Source organism: Streptomyces sp. NPDC037389 (assembly GCF_040636475.1).
Classification (GTDB): Bacteria; Actinomycetota; Actinomycetes; order Streptomycetales; family Streptomycetaceae; genus Streptomyces; species Streptomyces hesseae.
Map to the genome: position 1 here is coordinate 549639 of NZ_JBEZUS010000004.1, position 15052 is coordinate 564690.

Annotated in this window: 9 protein-coding genes; 3 read left to right on the forward strand and 6 right to left on the reverse strand. The window is 73.0% G+C overall.

Annotated elements, in window-relative coordinates; all coding sequences use genetic code 11:
* The first annotated feature begins 110 nt into the window (after window positions 1-110).
* Window positions 111-689 carry a maleylpyruvate isomerase N-terminal domain-containing protein gene (locus AB0E98_RS12145; protein ID WP_361701467.1) on the forward strand — a complete coding sequence of 193 codons (579 nt, stop codon included), beginning with the start codon at window positions 111-113 and terminating at the stop codon, window positions 687-689.
* Between the two features lie 106 nt (window positions 690-795).
* Here AB0E98_RS12145 and AB0E98_RS12150 read toward each other — a convergent pair whose 3' ends face one another.
* Window positions 796-1638 carry an AfsR/SARP family transcriptional regulator gene (locus AB0E98_RS12150; RefSeq protein ID WP_361701469.1) on the reverse strand — a complete coding sequence of 281 codons (843 nt, stop codon included), beginning with the start codon at window positions 1636-1638 and terminating at the stop codon, window positions 796-798.
* A 218-nt stretch (window positions 1639-1856) separates the two neighbouring features.
* Window positions 1857-3401, reverse strand: coding sequence for an acyl-CoA carboxylase subunit beta (locus AB0E98_RS12155; RefSeq protein ID WP_361701543.1), 1545 nt, complete (start codon window positions 3399-3401; stop codon window positions 1857-1859).
* 314 nt (window positions 3402-3715) lie between these two features.
* On the opposite strand from AB0E98_RS12155, the gene AB0E98_RS12160 reads away from it, so the two are divergent.
* Window positions 3716-4219, forward strand: a complete 504-nt coding sequence (locus tag AB0E98_RS12160; protein WP_311614277.1) for a flavin reductase family protein — start codon at window positions 3716-3718, stop codon at window positions 4217-4219.
* Window positions 4220-4310: 91 nt separating this feature from the next.
* Here AB0E98_RS12160 and AB0E98_RS12165 read toward each other — a convergent pair whose 3' ends face one another.
* Both AB0E98_RS12165 and AB0E98_RS12170 read right to left on the reverse strand, forming a co-directional pair.
* Window positions 4311-5606 (reverse strand): transposase, encoded by a 1296-nt coding sequence (locus AB0E98_RS12165; RefSeq protein WP_361701470.1) that lies wholly within the window; start codon window positions 5604-5606, stop codon window positions 4311-4313.
* Between the two features lie 250 nt (window positions 5607-5856).
* On the reverse strand, window positions 5857-6528 hold the full coding sequence (locus tag AB0E98_RS12170; RefSeq protein ID WP_361701471.1) for a ScbR family autoregulator-binding transcription factor: 672 nt from the start codon (window positions 6526-6528) through the stop codon (window positions 5857-5859).
* Window positions 6529-6646: 118 nt separating this feature from the next.
* Here AB0E98_RS12170 and AB0E98_RS12175 point away from each other — a divergent pair, with 118 nt between their 5' ends.
* Window positions 6647-7696, forward strand: a complete 1050-nt coding sequence (locus tag AB0E98_RS12175) for a ScbA/BarX family gamma-butyrolactone biosynthesis protein (RefSeq protein WP_361701473.1) — start codon at window positions 6647-6649, stop codon at window positions 7694-7696.
* Here AB0E98_RS12175 and AB0E98_RS12180 read toward each other — a convergent pair.
* Together AB0E98_RS12180 and AB0E98_RS12185 are read right to left on the reverse strand one after the other, a co-directional pair.
* On the reverse strand, window positions 7686-8459 hold the full coding sequence (locus AB0E98_RS12180; protein WP_361701475.1) for a glucose 1-dehydrogenase: 774 nt from the start codon (window positions 8457-8459) through the stop codon (window positions 7686-7688). The two genes, AB0E98_RS12175 and AB0E98_RS12180, sit on opposite strands and share 11 nt — an antisense overlap.
* A gap of 119 nt (window positions 8460-8578) precedes the next feature.
* The gene (locus tag AB0E98_RS12185; protein ID WP_361701476.1) at window positions 8579-15022 is read right to left on the reverse strand and encodes a thioester reductase domain-containing protein; all 6444 of its coding nucleotides are present in this window, start codon (window positions 15020-15022) and stop codon (window positions 8579-8581) included.
* Between the last annotated feature and the right edge of the window lie 30 nt (window positions 15023-15052).

Genomic DNA, 15052 nt, shown 5'->3' on the forward strand with positions numbered 1-15052 from the left:
GGGCGCGCCCTGGCCCGCGTCGGCGGTCGGGCCGGGGCCGCCAATTCCGGATCGGGCAAGGGTGTTAAGGATTTATCAAACCGACCGTCCTGTATGTCATGATCGCTGCCATGACTCTTTCCTGGCACGAACTCGTGACCGCCGCCACCGACTCCGCCACCGCGCTTCTCGAGAAGTCCGAGGGCGACTGGTCCCGCCCCGCGGGAAATCTGGAATGGAGCTGTCAGCAGACGGTCTCCCACCTTTCCCAGGCGCTCGTCGGATACGCCGGCCTGCTGATAGCCCAGCCGACGGACCGCTACATCACGCTCATGACCCACATCGACGCCGGGGCGCCGGCCGCCGCGAAGGCGGAGGGCATCCGGATCGCGGGCCGGCTGCTGACCGGTGTCGTGCGCGACGCGTCGCCCGAGGCGCGGGCCTGGCACCCGTGGGGCACCAGTGACGCGGCGGGCTTCGCCGCCATGGGCGTCGCCGAACTCCTGCTGCACAGCCGGGACGTCGCCCTCACCTTCGGGCTGGACTGGGAGCCCTCGGACGAGCTCTGCGCCCCCGTGCTGGAGCGGATCTTCCCGGGCGCGCCCACGGGCCACGGCGCCGCCGGGACGCTGCTGTGGAGCACCGGCCGCGGTGATCTGCCCGGCCTCGCCCGCCCGGCCGAGTGGCGCTGGTACGGCGACGTCCGCTGACGGCGTCCGCTGACGGCGTCCACGAGCGGCGGTCGGGTGAACGGCAGTGGTGCCCGGGCGGAGGAGTGTCCGCCCGGGCACCACTGTCACGGACCGCGCCGAGGCGTCAGCCCGTCATGGAGGTCATCCACAGCGGTGTCACGGCCCGTGCGTCGCGTGGTGCGGTGACCCGGCTGAGCGAGGTGACCTCGGACGGCTCCGGGTTGAGCACCTCGCGCTGGAGCCGCTGGAGCTCGGGCGAGGGCTCCAGGCCCAGCTCGTCGTTGAGGATGCGGTAGAGGTTCTGGTACGCCTGGAGCGCTTCCGCGCGGCGGCCCGAGCCGTGGAGGGCGGAGATCAGCTGGCCGTGGAACCACTCGTTGAGGGGGTAGGCGTGGACGAGCAGGCGCAGTTCGGGGATCGACTCGCGCTGCCGGCCGAGCTGGGTCTGGCCTTCTATGCGCAGCTCCAGCGCCCGGATGCGCAGCTCGTCGAGGTGGGCGATGGAGCCCGCGAGGAGGTCGCCGGAGGGGATGCTGGAGAGCACCGGGCCGCGCCAGAGCCCCAGTGCCTGGTTGAGGTGATGGACGGCCGACTCGGGGTCGCCGTCCTGGAGTTCGGAGTGTCCCCGGGCGATCAGCTGCTCGAAGATCTTGATGTCGACCTCGGTGTCGTCGACCTGGATGACATAGCCCGGCGCGCGTGTCGCGAGGAGGGTCCGGCCGGCGGCGGCCAGTTCCTCACCGACGAACATGCGCCGGGCGTGGTAGATGTACGTCTGAAGCGTGGTGAGGGCACTGCGTGGTGGCTTCTGGCCCCAGAGCTCCTGGATCAGCGAGTCCGCCGTGACGATCTCGTTGGGCCGGGTCAGGAGAAGTGCCAGTGCCTGACAGACCTTCGGGGTGCTCGGTACGTAGGTCCGGCCGTCGTCCGCGACGATCTCGAACGGCCCGATGAGGTTGAACCTCACTGCGCACACTCCTGTTCCCGGCGCGACCGATGAACCCTGCGCCGATCACCTGAAAGGGTGATTCTGACAGTAGGCATGGCAGGTACGGATTCCTACCGAAGGGACCCAAGAGTGTCATGTTACCTAACGGTAGGTATTTTAATAAGGGGCTACTTTGATGACGCTCCGTCCGTTGTGCCCACCGGCCGGGCGGCCGGTGGGGTGCCCGGGGTGCCCCACTACTGAGGCTGGTTGCCGTGCTTGCGGGCGGGCAGGGCGGCGTGCTTGTTGCGCAGCATGGTGAGGGCCTCGATGAGCGTGGCGCGGGTGAGCGCCGGGTCGACGACGTCGTCCACGAGGCCGCGCTCGGCCGCGTAGTAAGGGTGCATCAGCTCGTCGCGGTACTCGGCGATCCGGGCCTGCCGGGTGGCCTCCGGGTCGTCGGAGGCGGCGATCTCGCGGCGGAAGACGACGTTGGCCGCGCCCTCCGCGCCCATGACGGCGATCTCGTTGATCGGCCAGGCCAGGGCGAGGTCGGTGCCGATGGAGCGGGAGTCCATGACGATGTAGGCGCCGCCGTAGGCCTTGCGCAGCACCAGCGAGATGCGGGGCACGGTCGCGTTGCAGTACGCGTAGAGCAGCTTGGCGCCGTGGCGGATGACGCCGCCGTGCTCCTGGTCGACGCCGGGCAGGAAGCCGGGCACGTCGACGAGGGACACCAGCGGGATGTTGAAGGCGTCGCACATCTGGACGAAGCGCGCGGCCTTTTCGGAGGACTCGATGTCCAGTACCCCCGCCATCCGCTGCGGCTGGTTGGCGACGATGCCGGTGACCTGGCCGCCCATCCGGGTCAGGGCGCAGATGATGTTGGGCGCCCAGCGCTCGTGGACCTCGAAGTACTCGCCGTCGTCGACGATCTCCTCGATGACCGCCCGCATGTCGTACGCCTGGTTGGGGTCGGCCGGGACGAGGTCGAGCAGGGCGTCGTTGCGCCGGTCGACCGGGTCGTACACCGGCTCGGCGGGCGGCAGTTCGCGGTTGTTGGAGGGCAGCAGCGTCAGCAGGTGGCGCACGTCCTCCAGGGCGGACTCCTCGTCGTCGTAGGCGTTGTGCGCCACTCCGGAGGTCTCGGCGTGGACGTCCGCGCCGCCCAGCCCGTCCTGGGTGATCTTCTCGCCGGTGACCGCCTGGACGACGTCCGGGCCGGTGATGAACATCTGCGAGGTGCCGCGCACCATGAAGACGAAGTCGGTGAGCGCGGGGGAGTAGGCCGCGCCGCCCGCGCAGGGGCCCATGATGACGCTGATCTGCGGCAGCACGCCGGAGTTGCGGACGTTGCGCTGGAAGATGCCGCCGTAGCCGGCGAGGGCGGTGACGCCCTCCTGGATCCGGGCGCCGGCGCCGTCGCACAGGCCCACGATGGGCGCGCCCGCCGTCTCGGCCAGGTCCATCAGCTTGTGGATCTTCTGGGCGTGGGCCTCGCCGAGGGCGCCGCCGAAGATGCGGAAGTCATGGGCGTAGGCGAAGACCGTACGGCCCTCGACCTTTCCCCAGCCGGTGATGACGCCGTCGGTGTAGGGCTTCCTGTCCTCCAGGCCGAAGCCGGTGGCGCGGTGGCGGCGGAAGGGCTCGGTCTCGGTGAAGGTGTCCTTGTCGAAGAGGAGTTCAAGGCGCTCGCGGGCGGTGAGCTTGCCCTTGGCCTTCTGGGCCTCGGTGGCCTTGGCGCTCGGTCCTTCGAGGACCCGCGTCCGGAGGTCCGCCAGCTCCGCGACGCGTCCGGTCATGTCCGCGGGGACGGTGGGAGGCGCGGCGGCCGCCTCCGGGGACGGCCGGTCGCTGACGTTCAGCGGCTTATCCTCGACGATGCTCACGGGTGCCTCTCTCCGGTCGGGAACACGCGGGCGCGCCCTGGCTGTGGCCAAGGACGCCCGGCGGTCCCAGCGTGGCGCCCGGCGCTTGAGGTCAGCTCGAACGGGCCTGGACCCGGAGGCGTGACACCGGGCCTCCACCGGGCCTCGATCCGGTCTCGAGCCCCGCGAGCCCCGGCGACAGGGCGCCCCTCGACCCTCGCTCTAGGGGTTCCGCACAGTCTTGGGGCGTGCTCACAGAGACGATTTCCCCCGACCTGTTCCGCGCCGCGCTCTCCCGCTGGGCCAGCGGCGTCACCGTGGTGACCACCACCGATGCCGACGGCCGGAGCCACGGATTCACCGCCAGTGCGTTCTCCTCGGTCTCCCTGGACCCCGCACTGGTCCTGGTGTGCCTGGACAACCGGGCGAACTGCTTCGACGCCTTCGACCAGTCGGAAGGCTTCGTCATCCACCTGCTGGCCCAGGGCCAGGAGGGCCTGGCCGGCAAGTTCGCCAGCAAGGGCGCCGACAAGTTCGCGGGGACGGACGTGCGGCTCTCCGAGCGCGGGCTGCCGCTGCTGCCCGGCGCGCTGGCCCGGCTGGAGTGCCGCACCGAGCGGCGGATCCCCGGTGGCGACCACCTGATCCTCATCGGCGAGGTCCACCACGCCGACCAGGGCGACGGCGAGCCGCTCGTCTACTACCAGCGCGGCTTCCACGAGCTGATCCCGGCGGGGGCGTCGCTCGCCTGACGGCTCGCCGTGGCGGCGCCTTGCCGGGGCGGCTTCTCGCTGTGGCTGTCCCCCTCGCCGGGGCTGCCCCCCCGCTCGGGAGACCGTTCGGTCAGGCGGCCGTGCCGGCCGAGTCGGACGGGCCCCGGGAGGCCACGCCGCCCTTCGTTGGCGCGGCGGCCCCGGGGCCGTCCGTGACCTCCGGCGCGGCCTCCGTCGCGCGCGTGGCCGGGAAGGCCTCGGTGCCTGCCATGACCACGGCGAGATGGGCGGCCGACGCGAGCGTCACATGCCGGTGCCAGCCCTGGAACGAGCGGCCCACGAAGTCCCGCATGCCCACCTGGTCGGCGATGCGCCGGGCGTCGCGGTCGGCGACGGCGGTCAGCCGGGTCAGCCTCAATAACGCCCCGATCGGCAGCTCGGTCGCGTCGGTGAGCCACAGCCGGGCCTGCCGGCGCTCGCCGCCGGCCCATTCGCCGATCAGCCGCATGGGCCGCCAGGGGGTGCCGTCCGGGAGCCCGGCGCGGTCGCGCCGGGGGCGGGGGAGCAGCACGGGAACGGTGGTGGCCACGGTGTCGCGGCGGTCGTCGCGCGTGAGGGTCCACTCGGTCGGGCGGCGCAGCCGCTTCACGGCCTCCAGCAGCTGCCCCGCGGTCGTCGTCCGCTCGCTGTAGCCCTGGAGGGCGGAGCCGTCGGCCCGCAGCCGGGTGGCCGCGTCGACGCGCATCAGCAGCGGGGCGCCCAGCGACTCCAGCCGGCGGGCGCACTCGGCGGCGTCCAGCCCGTCGACGTTCACCACGACGGGCACCCGTCCCGGCGACTCGCCGCCGGCCCGGGGCGCCAGTTGGCTGACGCAGTCCTCTGGGGTGGCGGTGCGCACGGTGGCGGGGATTCCGGCGCCCCGGCGCCGCTCGGCGTCGGCCAGCCAGCTCTCGGTCAGCAGCAGCCGCCAGTCGACGGGCACGGCGTGCGTGCCGGAGACCATCCAGGCCCCGTACGCCTGCTGGCTGTTGACCGTCTGGCCCAGGTCGGGCAGGAAGCGCGGCTCGACCCCCACCGAGTGCACCCCCGCCTTGGGGATCACCGTGGGGCGTACGACCCAGGCCTGTGGCTCCAGGAGCCGCTCGGTGTGGCGCGCCAGGGCCTGGCGCACCGGCCGCCACTCCCAGGACGAGTCGCTGATGAAGTGGTGGACGCTCTGCCGGGCGGTGGCCCCGCCGATCTGCGCCGCGATGTTCCGCAGCGTCTTGCGCCCCTCGGCGGCCAGCAGGCCGCGTACGTACTGTTCGGCCCGGAGGCGCTGGTCGCTCCGCTGGAGCGACGCGAAGAGCGTGGTGCGCAGCTCCGCCAGCACCTGTTCCGGCGCCCGGTCGCCCAGGACTGGACGGCTCGAGTCCGTTCCCATCATTCCCCCCACTGCGATGGCCGGACGGCCGACCTCCGAAGCATGTTGATCCGCTGTGCGTGTTGGTTATGCGTAACGGGCCTGGTACGAGCAGGCGGATATCCCCCCAGCCCGGGACTTGTCACTCCTCGGGCTGACTACTGTAAATAAACCATACGAACGGTTTCACCGGGTGAAGGTTTGGCCAATGGTCAGGGTCCGTTGGGCCCGCCCCCCTGGCGAGCCGGTGGGCCCCGTCCGTCGGCCGCCGGGCTCAGGCCCCGGCCGTGTCGCCTTCGCCGCCCTCGTCGGGGCGGACCGCCTCGAACAGCCGCAACGGGCGGTCCGGCGCGACGTCGAGCCGCGCCAGAACGGCCGGAACGGCGATGTTCGGCAGCAGCATCTGATACATCAGGGAGATCTCGTGCACCAAGGCGTCGCCCCGCTGGTGGGGGACCTCCTCGGCGATCAGCTGGACGCCCGTCCAGGCGCCGACGAGGAAGCGCGAGGTCTCGTACGGGTCGACGTGGGCCAGCAGCTCGCCCCGGGCCTTGGCGTCGGCCAGCAGATCGGCGCCGACCGTGATCCAGTCCGGCCGCTTGGTGCCGAACAGCTTCCGCGCCCGCTGGTCGACCGACAGCCGCAGGGCGGCCCGCAGCAGGGGCTCCCTGGGCATGCGGTGGGCGAGCAGCAGGGAGGTGTCGGCCAGCTCCTGGAGCTTGAACTGCTGCGGCATCACGCCTTCCGTGGTCACCGCCGAGTCCAGGACGCCGCGCGCCAGGTCTTCCTTGGAGCTGAAATGGAAGTAGAGGGCGCCCCTGGTCACCTCGGCCCGGGCCAGGATCTGGGAAATGGTGGCCGCTTCATAGCCGCACTCGTCGAAGACGATTCCGGCGGCTTCCAGAATCACTTGACGGGTCCGCTTCGCGCGCTCCTGCTGTGCCACGGAAACCCCCTCCTTCTGTTCGGCTACCCCAAGGTTGATTTGTACCAATGGGTAGGTATCCTCGGCGGCGAGTGCCCGCCCAGGCTCAATCCCACGCATCGGCGACCCAGGGGGGATCATGTCCGTAACGGTGCAGCAATCCTGCACGCTGGAGCCCGGAATTCCGAAATCGGCCGGGGCTTCGGAGGCGGCAACCGTACCGTCCCCCCGGTCTCCCGCCGAACAGGCCGTGGAACCGCGCGGCGAACCTGCCGCCGGACCGGTCGTCCTGCCTGACCGCAAGAGAATCGCCAAGGAACTGGTCCACCTCCACGACGAGGCCTCCGTCCTCGTGGTGGACTGGGTGCGCCGGGGCCCGGCGGAATTCACGCTCACGGTGGAGTGGCCCGCCTCGGCGTCCGGCGACCGGCCCGATCCGGAACTTGCCGCGCATACCCTCCGGCAGTGCGGACTGGCTATTTCGCACGCCGAGTTCGGTGTTCCGCTCGACCATCAGTCGCTCTTGCGGAACCTGGACTTCAGCATTGCGCCGACGGCACGACCGGAAGGAAATGATCCACTCCTTCTCAGCGTCGATCTGCGGTGCTCACCCGAGAATGGCCGCGATGCCCGGGGCCATGGTTGCGAAGCCATGGATTTCACGGTCCGAGCCGGTGCGCGGACCATCATCAGTGCCCGGTCGCTCGCCACCTGGATTTCCCCGGGCGTCTACCGCCGGCTGCGCGGCGCCCACCTCTCGCCGCGCTGGGGCGACTGGGAGATACCCGCGCCGGTGGCCCCCTCGGCCGTCGGGCGTTCCGGGGCCGGCGAGGTGGTCCTGGCCGCCACCGATGCCCCGGACCGCTGGCTGCTGCGCAATGACCCGGACAACAAGGAGATGTTCGACCACCCCGTCGACCACGTGCCCGGGCTGGGCCTCTTCACCGCCGCGTGCCAGGCGGCCCGGGCCGCCCGGACGGCGGCCTCGGCCGGGGACCTCCCGGCGGGCACGGTCGATGTGACGATGGCCTACAGCCGGTACGTAGAGTTCGACGCGCCCTGCTTTCTGGAGACGGCGCCTCTGGAGACGGCGTCCGTCGCGGAGGGCGTCGAGGTCACCGGGGTGCAGGAGGGCGAGGTCGCCTTCCGGATAGGGCTGAGGCACGGAGCCGGCTCCGTCACTGGTTGACGAAGCCGCCGTCCACCGGCATCACCACGCCGGTGAGGAACGGCGAGCGGTCGCTGAGCAGCCAGGCGGCCGCCTCGGCGATCTCCTCCGGGGCCGCGGTGCGGCCCTGCGGGGTCATGCCGTTCACCGCCTCCTCCAGGCCCGGGTTGCGGTCGAACCAGTCGGCCGTGATCTCGCTGCGCGTGGTGCCCGGGGCGAGGGCGTTGACCCGGATGCCCTGCTTCGCGTACTCGTCGGCCGCGGCCCGCGTCAGCCCGACGACCGCGTGCTTGGCGGCGATGTAGGGTGCGGCGGCCGGGATGGCGACGAGCCCCGCGACGCTGCTGTTGTTGACGATCGCGCCGCCGTCGCCGGTCGCCAGCATGGCGGATATCTCATGACGCAGGCAGTTCCAGACGCCGCGGACGTTGACGTCCATGATCGTGTCGTAGACGTCGTCGCCCATCAGATGCATCGGGGTGCGGTCGCCGCCGATGCCGGCGTTGTTGAAGGCGGCGTCCAGGCGGCCGTACCGCTCCACCGCGAACTCGACCGCGCGCCGGGCGTCGTCGGGGCGGGTGACGTCGGTGACGACGTACGAGGCCTCGGCGCCCTGCTCGCGGAGCTCGGCGGCGAGGGCGGCGAGGCGGTCCTCACGGCGGGCCGCGAGGACGACGCGGGCGCCCTCGCGGGCGAAGACGCGGGCGGCGGCGGCGCCGATGCCGCTGCTGGCGCCGGTGACGAGGGTCACCTTGTGGGGGAGGAGTGAGTTCTGGCTGGTCATGGTGGGGAGTTTGCCAGCCCTTGGGTTCCTTCCCGAAGTCCTGGGGCGGAGCCGCCGGGACCCCGCTTTCGCGAACGCCGGAGGGGCTGAACACTCAGCCCCTCCGGCGCCCGAGCGGACTAGCCCACCGGAACCGGCGGGAAGTGGCCCTCCTCCACGAAGAAGCCGACGTACTTCTCGAAGAGCTCGCGCGTCAGCTCGGGGCAGCTGATGCCGCTGCCCTCCAGCGCGGCTTCCGTCTCCTCCACGCCGATCGGCGGGTAGAAGGCGTCGGTGTCCGACGTCATCATCTCGAAGGCGTGGAGCAGCGGGTACAGGGCGTTGTCCCGGTCCGTACGGACGGACTCGCTCCACTCGTCCCAGCCGCGCTCGCCCAGCGGGTAGCCCAGGTCGCGCAGGTAGGCGACGCAGGTGCCCAGGGAGAGCGAGCTCTGGTTGAAGAGGTGGAACGTGCCGCCGGCGCTCTTCTCCTGCCGGGAGATGCCCACGATCGCGGCGCTCACATAGTCCACCGGCAGCAGGTGGAAGCGGCCGCCGCTGGTCGTGGGCACCGAACCGGCCTGGAGCAGGCCCTTGAGGCTGAGCCAGACGAAGTCCGCCGTCTGGCAGGCGCCGTTCTCCTGGTCGCCGGAGATCACGTCGACGCGGTAGACCGAGACCGGCAGACCGCGGTCGCGGGCCACGCCGATGAGCTGCTCCGCCACCCACTTGCTCTGGAGGTAGCCGCTCGGCAGCGCCTCGGCGGGGCCGGTCGGGTCGGTGACCTTCAGCGGGACGCCCTCCTCGCGCACGCCGTCGAAGACGCCGACGGTCGAGACGTAGTGGACGGGCACCGTGCGGTGCCGGGCGGCCAGCCGCAGGACCTCCTCCGTGCCCAGGACGTTGGACGCCTTGAGCGAGGTGTACGGGTGGAGCCAGTGGACGCGGGCGCCGTTGTGGTAGACCACGTCGACCTCGCGGGCGAGGGCGTCGAAGTCCTCCGGGGCGAGGCCCAGGCCCGGCTCGGAGAGGTCGCCGAGGACGATCGCCAGCCGCGCGGGGTCGACCTCGTCCCAGACCCGGTAGTACTCCATGTTGGCCCGCAGCCGCTCCAGGGCGGCGGCCTCGTCCGTGCCGCGCACCAGGCAGTGGATCCGGCCCGTGGTGGTCCGCATCAGATCGCGGAGCAGGAACGCGCCGAGGAAGCCGGTGGCGCCGGTGAGCAGGATCTCCTTCGGGTCGGCCACGGCGCGTACGACCTCGTCCGCCGGGCGGATGTCCTCGGCGAGGACGATCTCGGCGGCGAAGTCCACGCTCCCGGCGGCCGTGGTGTCGCCCGCGGCCAGTGCTTCGGTCAGCAGGAACGCGGCCAGGCCCTCCGGCGTGGGGTGGTCGAAGACCACCGTCGCCGGCAGCTTGACGCCGGTGGCGGCGCCCAGCCGGTTGCGCAGCTCGACCGAGGTGAGCGAGTCGAAGCCGAGGGAGGGGAAGGGCTGCGAGATGTCGATGCCGGTGCCCCCGGAGTGCCCGAGCACCCCGGCGATCTCGGCGGTGACCAGCTCCAGCACGGCCTGCCGCTGACCGTCCACGTCCAGCCCGGCGAGCCGCTCGGCCAGCGAGCCGTCCACCACGTCGGAGTTGCGGGCGGCGCGCCGCGCCGGGGTGCGCACCAGGGCGCCGAGCACGGTGGGCGCCTGGGCCGGCTGGGCCCGCAGCGGGGTGAGGTCGAGCGGGGTGGCGACCAGGGCCGCGTCCCCGAGCTCCAGGGCCAGGTCCAGCAGCGCGGTGCCCTGGACGGCGGTGACCGGGCGGAAGCCGCTGCGGGCGATCCGCTTGAGGTCGGTGTCGTCCAGGTGGCCGCTCATGCCGGCCTCCTGCTCCCACAGGCCCCAGGCCAGGGAGGTGGCGGCCAGGCCGTTGGCCCTGCGGTGCTCGGCGAGGGCGTCCAGGAAGACGTTGGCCGCGGCGTAGTTGGACTGGCCGGGGCCGCCGACGATGCCCGCGATGGAGGAGAAGAGGACGAAGGCGGCGAGGCCGTCGCCCGGGAGGCCCTTCGTCAGCTCGTGGAGGTGCCAGGCCGCGTCGACCTTGGGGCGGAGGACGGCGGCGAGGCGCTCGGGGGTGAGGGAGGTGATCAGGCCGTCGTCCAGCACGCCCGCCGTGTGGATCACGGCCGTGAGGGGGTGCTTGGCCGGGACGCCGGCCAGCAGCTCGGCCACCGCCGTGCGGTCGGTGACGTCGCAGGCGGCGACGGTCACGGCGTCGGCGCCGAGTGCCTTCAGCTCGGCGGTGAGCTCCTCGACGCCGGGGGCGGCGGGGCCGCGGCGGCTGGTGAGGAGCAGGTGGCGGACGCCGTGGTTCACCACCAGGTGGCGGGCGAAGAGGGCACCCAGGGAGCCGGTGCCGCCGGTGACCAGGACGGTGCCGTCGGGGTCCGGGCCGGAGCCCCGGGAAGCAGGAAGGGGCGGGACCGGGGCTTCCTCCGCTCGTGCCAGGCGCGGCACTCGCAGTTCGCCGCCCCGCAGCGCCAGCTGAGGTTCGCCCGAGAGCGCGGCCGATGCCAGCAGGGCGTGGTCCGAGGTGTCCGCGTCGACCAGGACGAAGCGGCCCGCGTGCTCCGACTGGGCCGAGCGCAGGAGGCCCCAGACGGTCGGGGCCGCCAGGTCGGTGACGTCCTCGCCGGCGGTCGTCGCCATCGCGCCCGACGTGACGACCGTCAACGGGATGTCCGCCAGGCGCTCCTCGGCCAGCCACTCCTGGACCAGGCCCAGCGCGCGCAGCGCCGTGGCGTGGACGCTCGCCGGGACGTCGTCCGTGGGCTCGGCGGTCAGGGGCAGCAGCACGGTGTCGTAGCGCGCGCCCGCCGCCACCGCCGTCGCGACGGCGGCCACGTCGGCGAATCCGTCGGGGTCCAGGACCGCGTACGAAGGGGCGGCGTCCCGCGCGGGGAGCGCGACCGGCGTCCAGTCCATGCGGAACAGCGCGTCGTGCGGGCGGGCCAGGGCGCCGGTGATGGCGGCGGCCGTGACCGGGCGGGTGCGCAGCGCCTCGACGGAGGCGACGGGCCGGCCGGACAGGTCCGCCAGCCGGAGCGACAGCGCGCCGTCGGCGGTCGGTGTGACCCGCACCCGTAGGGCGGTGGCGCCCGTCGCGTGGAGCCGTACGCCCTGCCAGCGGTCCACGAGGGCGCCGGCGGGGGCGGCCGCGTGGAGGGCCGCGTCCAGGAGGGCCGGGTGGAGGGCGAAGCCGTCGAGGCCGGTGCCCTCGGGCAGCCGGACCTCGGCGAAGGTCTCCTCGCCGTGGCGCCAGGCGGCGGTCAGGCCCCGGAACGCCGGGCCGTACGTCAGCCCGGCGGCGGCCAGCCGCTCGTACGCCTCCTCGGGGGCGAGTTCCTCCGCGCCCTGGGGCGGCCAGGAGACCAGCTCGAAGGGTTCGCCCGCGAAGCCGGAGCCGGGGCCGGTGGCGGTCAGCGTGCCGTGGGCGTGGCGGGTCCACGGCACGTCCAGGCCGTCGGGCCGGGCGTGGACGGTGACCGTCCGGCGGCCCTCGGCGTCGGCGGCGCCGACGTGGGCCTGGAGCTGGACGTCGCCCTTGTCGGGCACGGCCAGCGGGGCGTCCAGCGCGAGGTCCGCCAGGACGCTCGCGCCCAGTTCGTCACCGGCGCGGATCGCCAGTTCGGCCAGGGCGGCGGGCGGCATCACGGCCGTGCCCAGCACGCGGTGCTCGCCGAGCCAGCAGTGGGTGCGCAGCGAGATCCGGCCGGCGAACAGGGCCTCGTCGGCGCCCGCGACGGGCAGTGCCGCGCCCAGCAGCGGGTGCCCGGCGACGGCCAGGCCGAGCCCGGCGGCGTCGGCGGCCCGTGCCGCCGACTCCACCCAGAAGCGCTGGTGCTGGAAGGCGTACGTGGGCAGGTCCACCCGGCGCGCGCCGGTGCCCTCGAAGAACGCCCGCCAGTCCAGGGTCGTCCCGTGGTTGTGCAGCCGGCCGAGGCCCTCGACGAGGGCGGCGGGCTCGGGGCGGCCGCGGCGCAGCAGCGCCACCGCCGCGCCGGGCTCGACCGTGTCCTGGACGAGCGCGGTCAGCACGCCGCCGGGGCCGGCCTCGACGAACGTGGTCACACCGTGCGCGGCGAGGGCGCGGACGGCGTCCGCGAACCGCACGGCCTCGCGGACGTGGCGCACCCAGTAGTCGGGCGAGGTCAGTTCCTCGGCGGTGGCGAGGGTGCCCGTGAGGCCGGAGACGACCGGGATCGTGGGCGGGTGGTAGGTGAGGCTCTCGGCGACCTTGCGGAAGAGCGGCAGCATGGGCTGCATGTGCGGGGAGTGGAAGGCGTGGCTGACGGTGAGCCGCTTGGTCTTGCGGCCCTGCTCCTTCAGCCGTGCCGCGATCTCCTCGGCCGCGCCCTCGTCACCGGCGATGACGACGGCGGAGGGGCCGTTGACGGCGGCGACGGTCACCTCGTCCTCGCGGCCCGCCAGCAGCGGCAGGACCTCGTCCTCGGTGGCCTGGACGGCGATCATCGCGCCGCCCGAGGGCAGTTCCTGCATCAGCCGGCCGCGCGCCGCGACCAGCTTGGTGGCGTCCTCCAGGGAGAGCACCCCGGCCACGTGGGCGGCGGCGATCTCACCGATGGAGTGGCCCGCCAGGTAGTCGGGGCGCAGGCCCCAGGACTCGACGAGGCGGTAGAGGGCGACCTCGACGGCGAACAGCGCGGGCTGGGTGTAACCGGTGTCGTCCAGGCCGGCACCGGAGGCGATCACCTCGCGGATCGGCCGTTCCAGCAGCGGGTCCAGGACGGCGGCCACCGCGTCGAAGGCCTCGGCGAAGACGGGGTACGCCGCGTACAGCTCCTGGCCCATGCCGGGGTGCTGGGCGCCCTGGCCGGTGAAAAGGACACCGGTCCTGCCCTTGCCGCGCGCGCCCTGGACGACGTACGGGCTCTGCCCGCCCTCGGCCAGAGCGGTGAGGCCCGCCCGGAGCTCGTCCGCGTCGGCGCCGGTGACGACGGCCCGCTGCTCCAGGGCGGAACGGGTCGTGGCCAGCGAATACGCCATGTCCAGAGGTGACTTCGACGAGGCGGCGTCCAGCAGCCGGCGGGCCTGCTCGCGCAGCGCCTCGGCGCTCTTCGCGGACAGCAGCCACGGCAGGACGGGCCGGACGGCCGGCTCGGCGGCCGGCGCGACGGGCTCCTCGGCGGGAGCCTGCTCCAGGATCAGGTGGGCGTTGGTGCCGCTGACGCCGAAGGCGGAGACGGCGGCCCGGCGCGGCCGGTCGGCCTCGGGCCACGGCCGCGCCTCGGTGAGGAGCTCGACGGCCCCGGACTCCCAGTCGACCATGGGAGTGGGCTCGTCGACGTGGAGCGTCCGGGGCAGCAGCCCGTGCTCCATCGCCTGGATCATCTTGATGACGCCGCCGACGCCCGCCGCGGCCACGGTGTGGCCGATGTTGGACTTCAGGGAGCCCAGGTAGAGCGGGCGGTCCTCGGGGCGGTCCTGGCCGTAGGTGGCGAGCAGGGCCTGCGCCTCGATGGGGTCGCCGAGACGGGTGCCGGTGCCGTGCGCCTCGACGACGTCGACGTCGGCCGTGGACAGCCGGGCGTTGGCGAGCGCCTGCCGGATCACCCGCTCCTGGGAGGGGCCGTTGGGCGCGGTCAGGCCGTTGGACGCGCCGTCCTGGTTGACGGCGGAACCGCGGATCACCGCGAGGACCTTGTGGCCGTTCTTCCGCGCGTCCGACAGCTTCTCGACGAGGACGAGGCCGACGCCCTCGGACCAGGACGTGCCGTCGGCGGCCGCCGCGAAGGACTTGATGCGGCCGTCGGGGGCGAGGCCGCTCTGCCGGGAGAAGTCGACGAAACCGCCCGGGGTCGCCGTGATCGTCGACCCGCCGGCCAGCGCCAGCGTCGACTCGCCCTGCCGCACCGACTGAACGGCCAGGTGGAGGGCGACCAGCGAGGACGAGCAGGCCGTGTCCACGGACAGGGCCGGGCCCTCGAAGCCGAAGCTGTAGGCGATCCGGCCGGAGGCCACGGAGTTGAGCTTGCTGGTCAGCAGGTAGCCCTCGAACTCCTCGGGCCCGTCGAGCCCGAGGTAGCTCTGCTCGATGACGCCCGCGAAGACGCCGACCTGGCTGCCGCGCAGCCCGGCCGGGTCGATGCCGGCCTGCTCGAAGGTCTCCCACGCGGTCTCCAGCAGCACCCGCTGCTGGGGATCCATCGCCTGCGCCTCGCGCGGGGAGATCCCGAAGAAGCCCGCGTCGAACTGGGCGGCGTCGTCGAGGAAACCGCCCTCACGGGTGTAGGAGGTGCCGGGGGTGGCCGGGTCCGGGTCGTAGAGCCGCTCCAGGTCCCAGCCGCGGTCGGCGGGGAACGGCGAGATGCCGTCCACGCCGCCCTCGACCATCCGCCACAGGTCTTCCGGCGAACGCACCCCGCCGGGGAACCGGCAGGCCATGCCGACGATGGCGACGGGCTCCTGGGTGCCCGCCTCCAGCTCGGCCAGGCGCGCCCGCGCCTTCTTCAGATCGGCCGTCACCCATTTGAGGTACTCGACCAGCTTCTCTTCGTTGGAGGGTTGATTGGTCATGCTGAATCTCTCCTGGAGATACGGAAGTCG

Excerpts from the sequence above, each read along its gene's own strand:
- AB0E98_RS12145 (WP_361701467.1), top strand. The coding sequence starts at position 111 with ATGACTCTTTCCTGGCACGAACTCGTGACCGCCGCCACCGACTCCGCC.
- AB0E98_RS12155 (WP_361701543.1), bottom strand. The coding sequence starts at position 3,401 with ATGACCGGACGCGTCGCGGAGCTGGCGGACCTCCGGACGCGGGTCCTC.
- AB0E98_RS12165 (WP_361701470.1), bottom strand. The coding sequence starts at position 5,606 with ATGATGGGAACGGACTCGAGCCGTCCAGTCCTGGGCGACCGGGCGCCG.
- AB0E98_RS12175 (WP_361701473.1), top strand. The coding sequence starts at position 6,647 with ATGTCCGTAACGGTGCAGCAATCCTGCACGCTGGAGCCCGGAATTCCG.
- AB0E98_RS12180 (WP_361701475.1), bottom strand. The coding sequence starts at position 8,459 with ATGACCAGCCAGAACTCACTCCTCCCCCACAAGGTGACCCTCGTCACC.
- AB0E98_RS12185 (WP_361701476.1), bottom strand. The coding sequence starts at position 15,022 with ATGACCAATCAACCCTCCAACGAAGAGAAGCTGGTCGAGTACCTCAAA.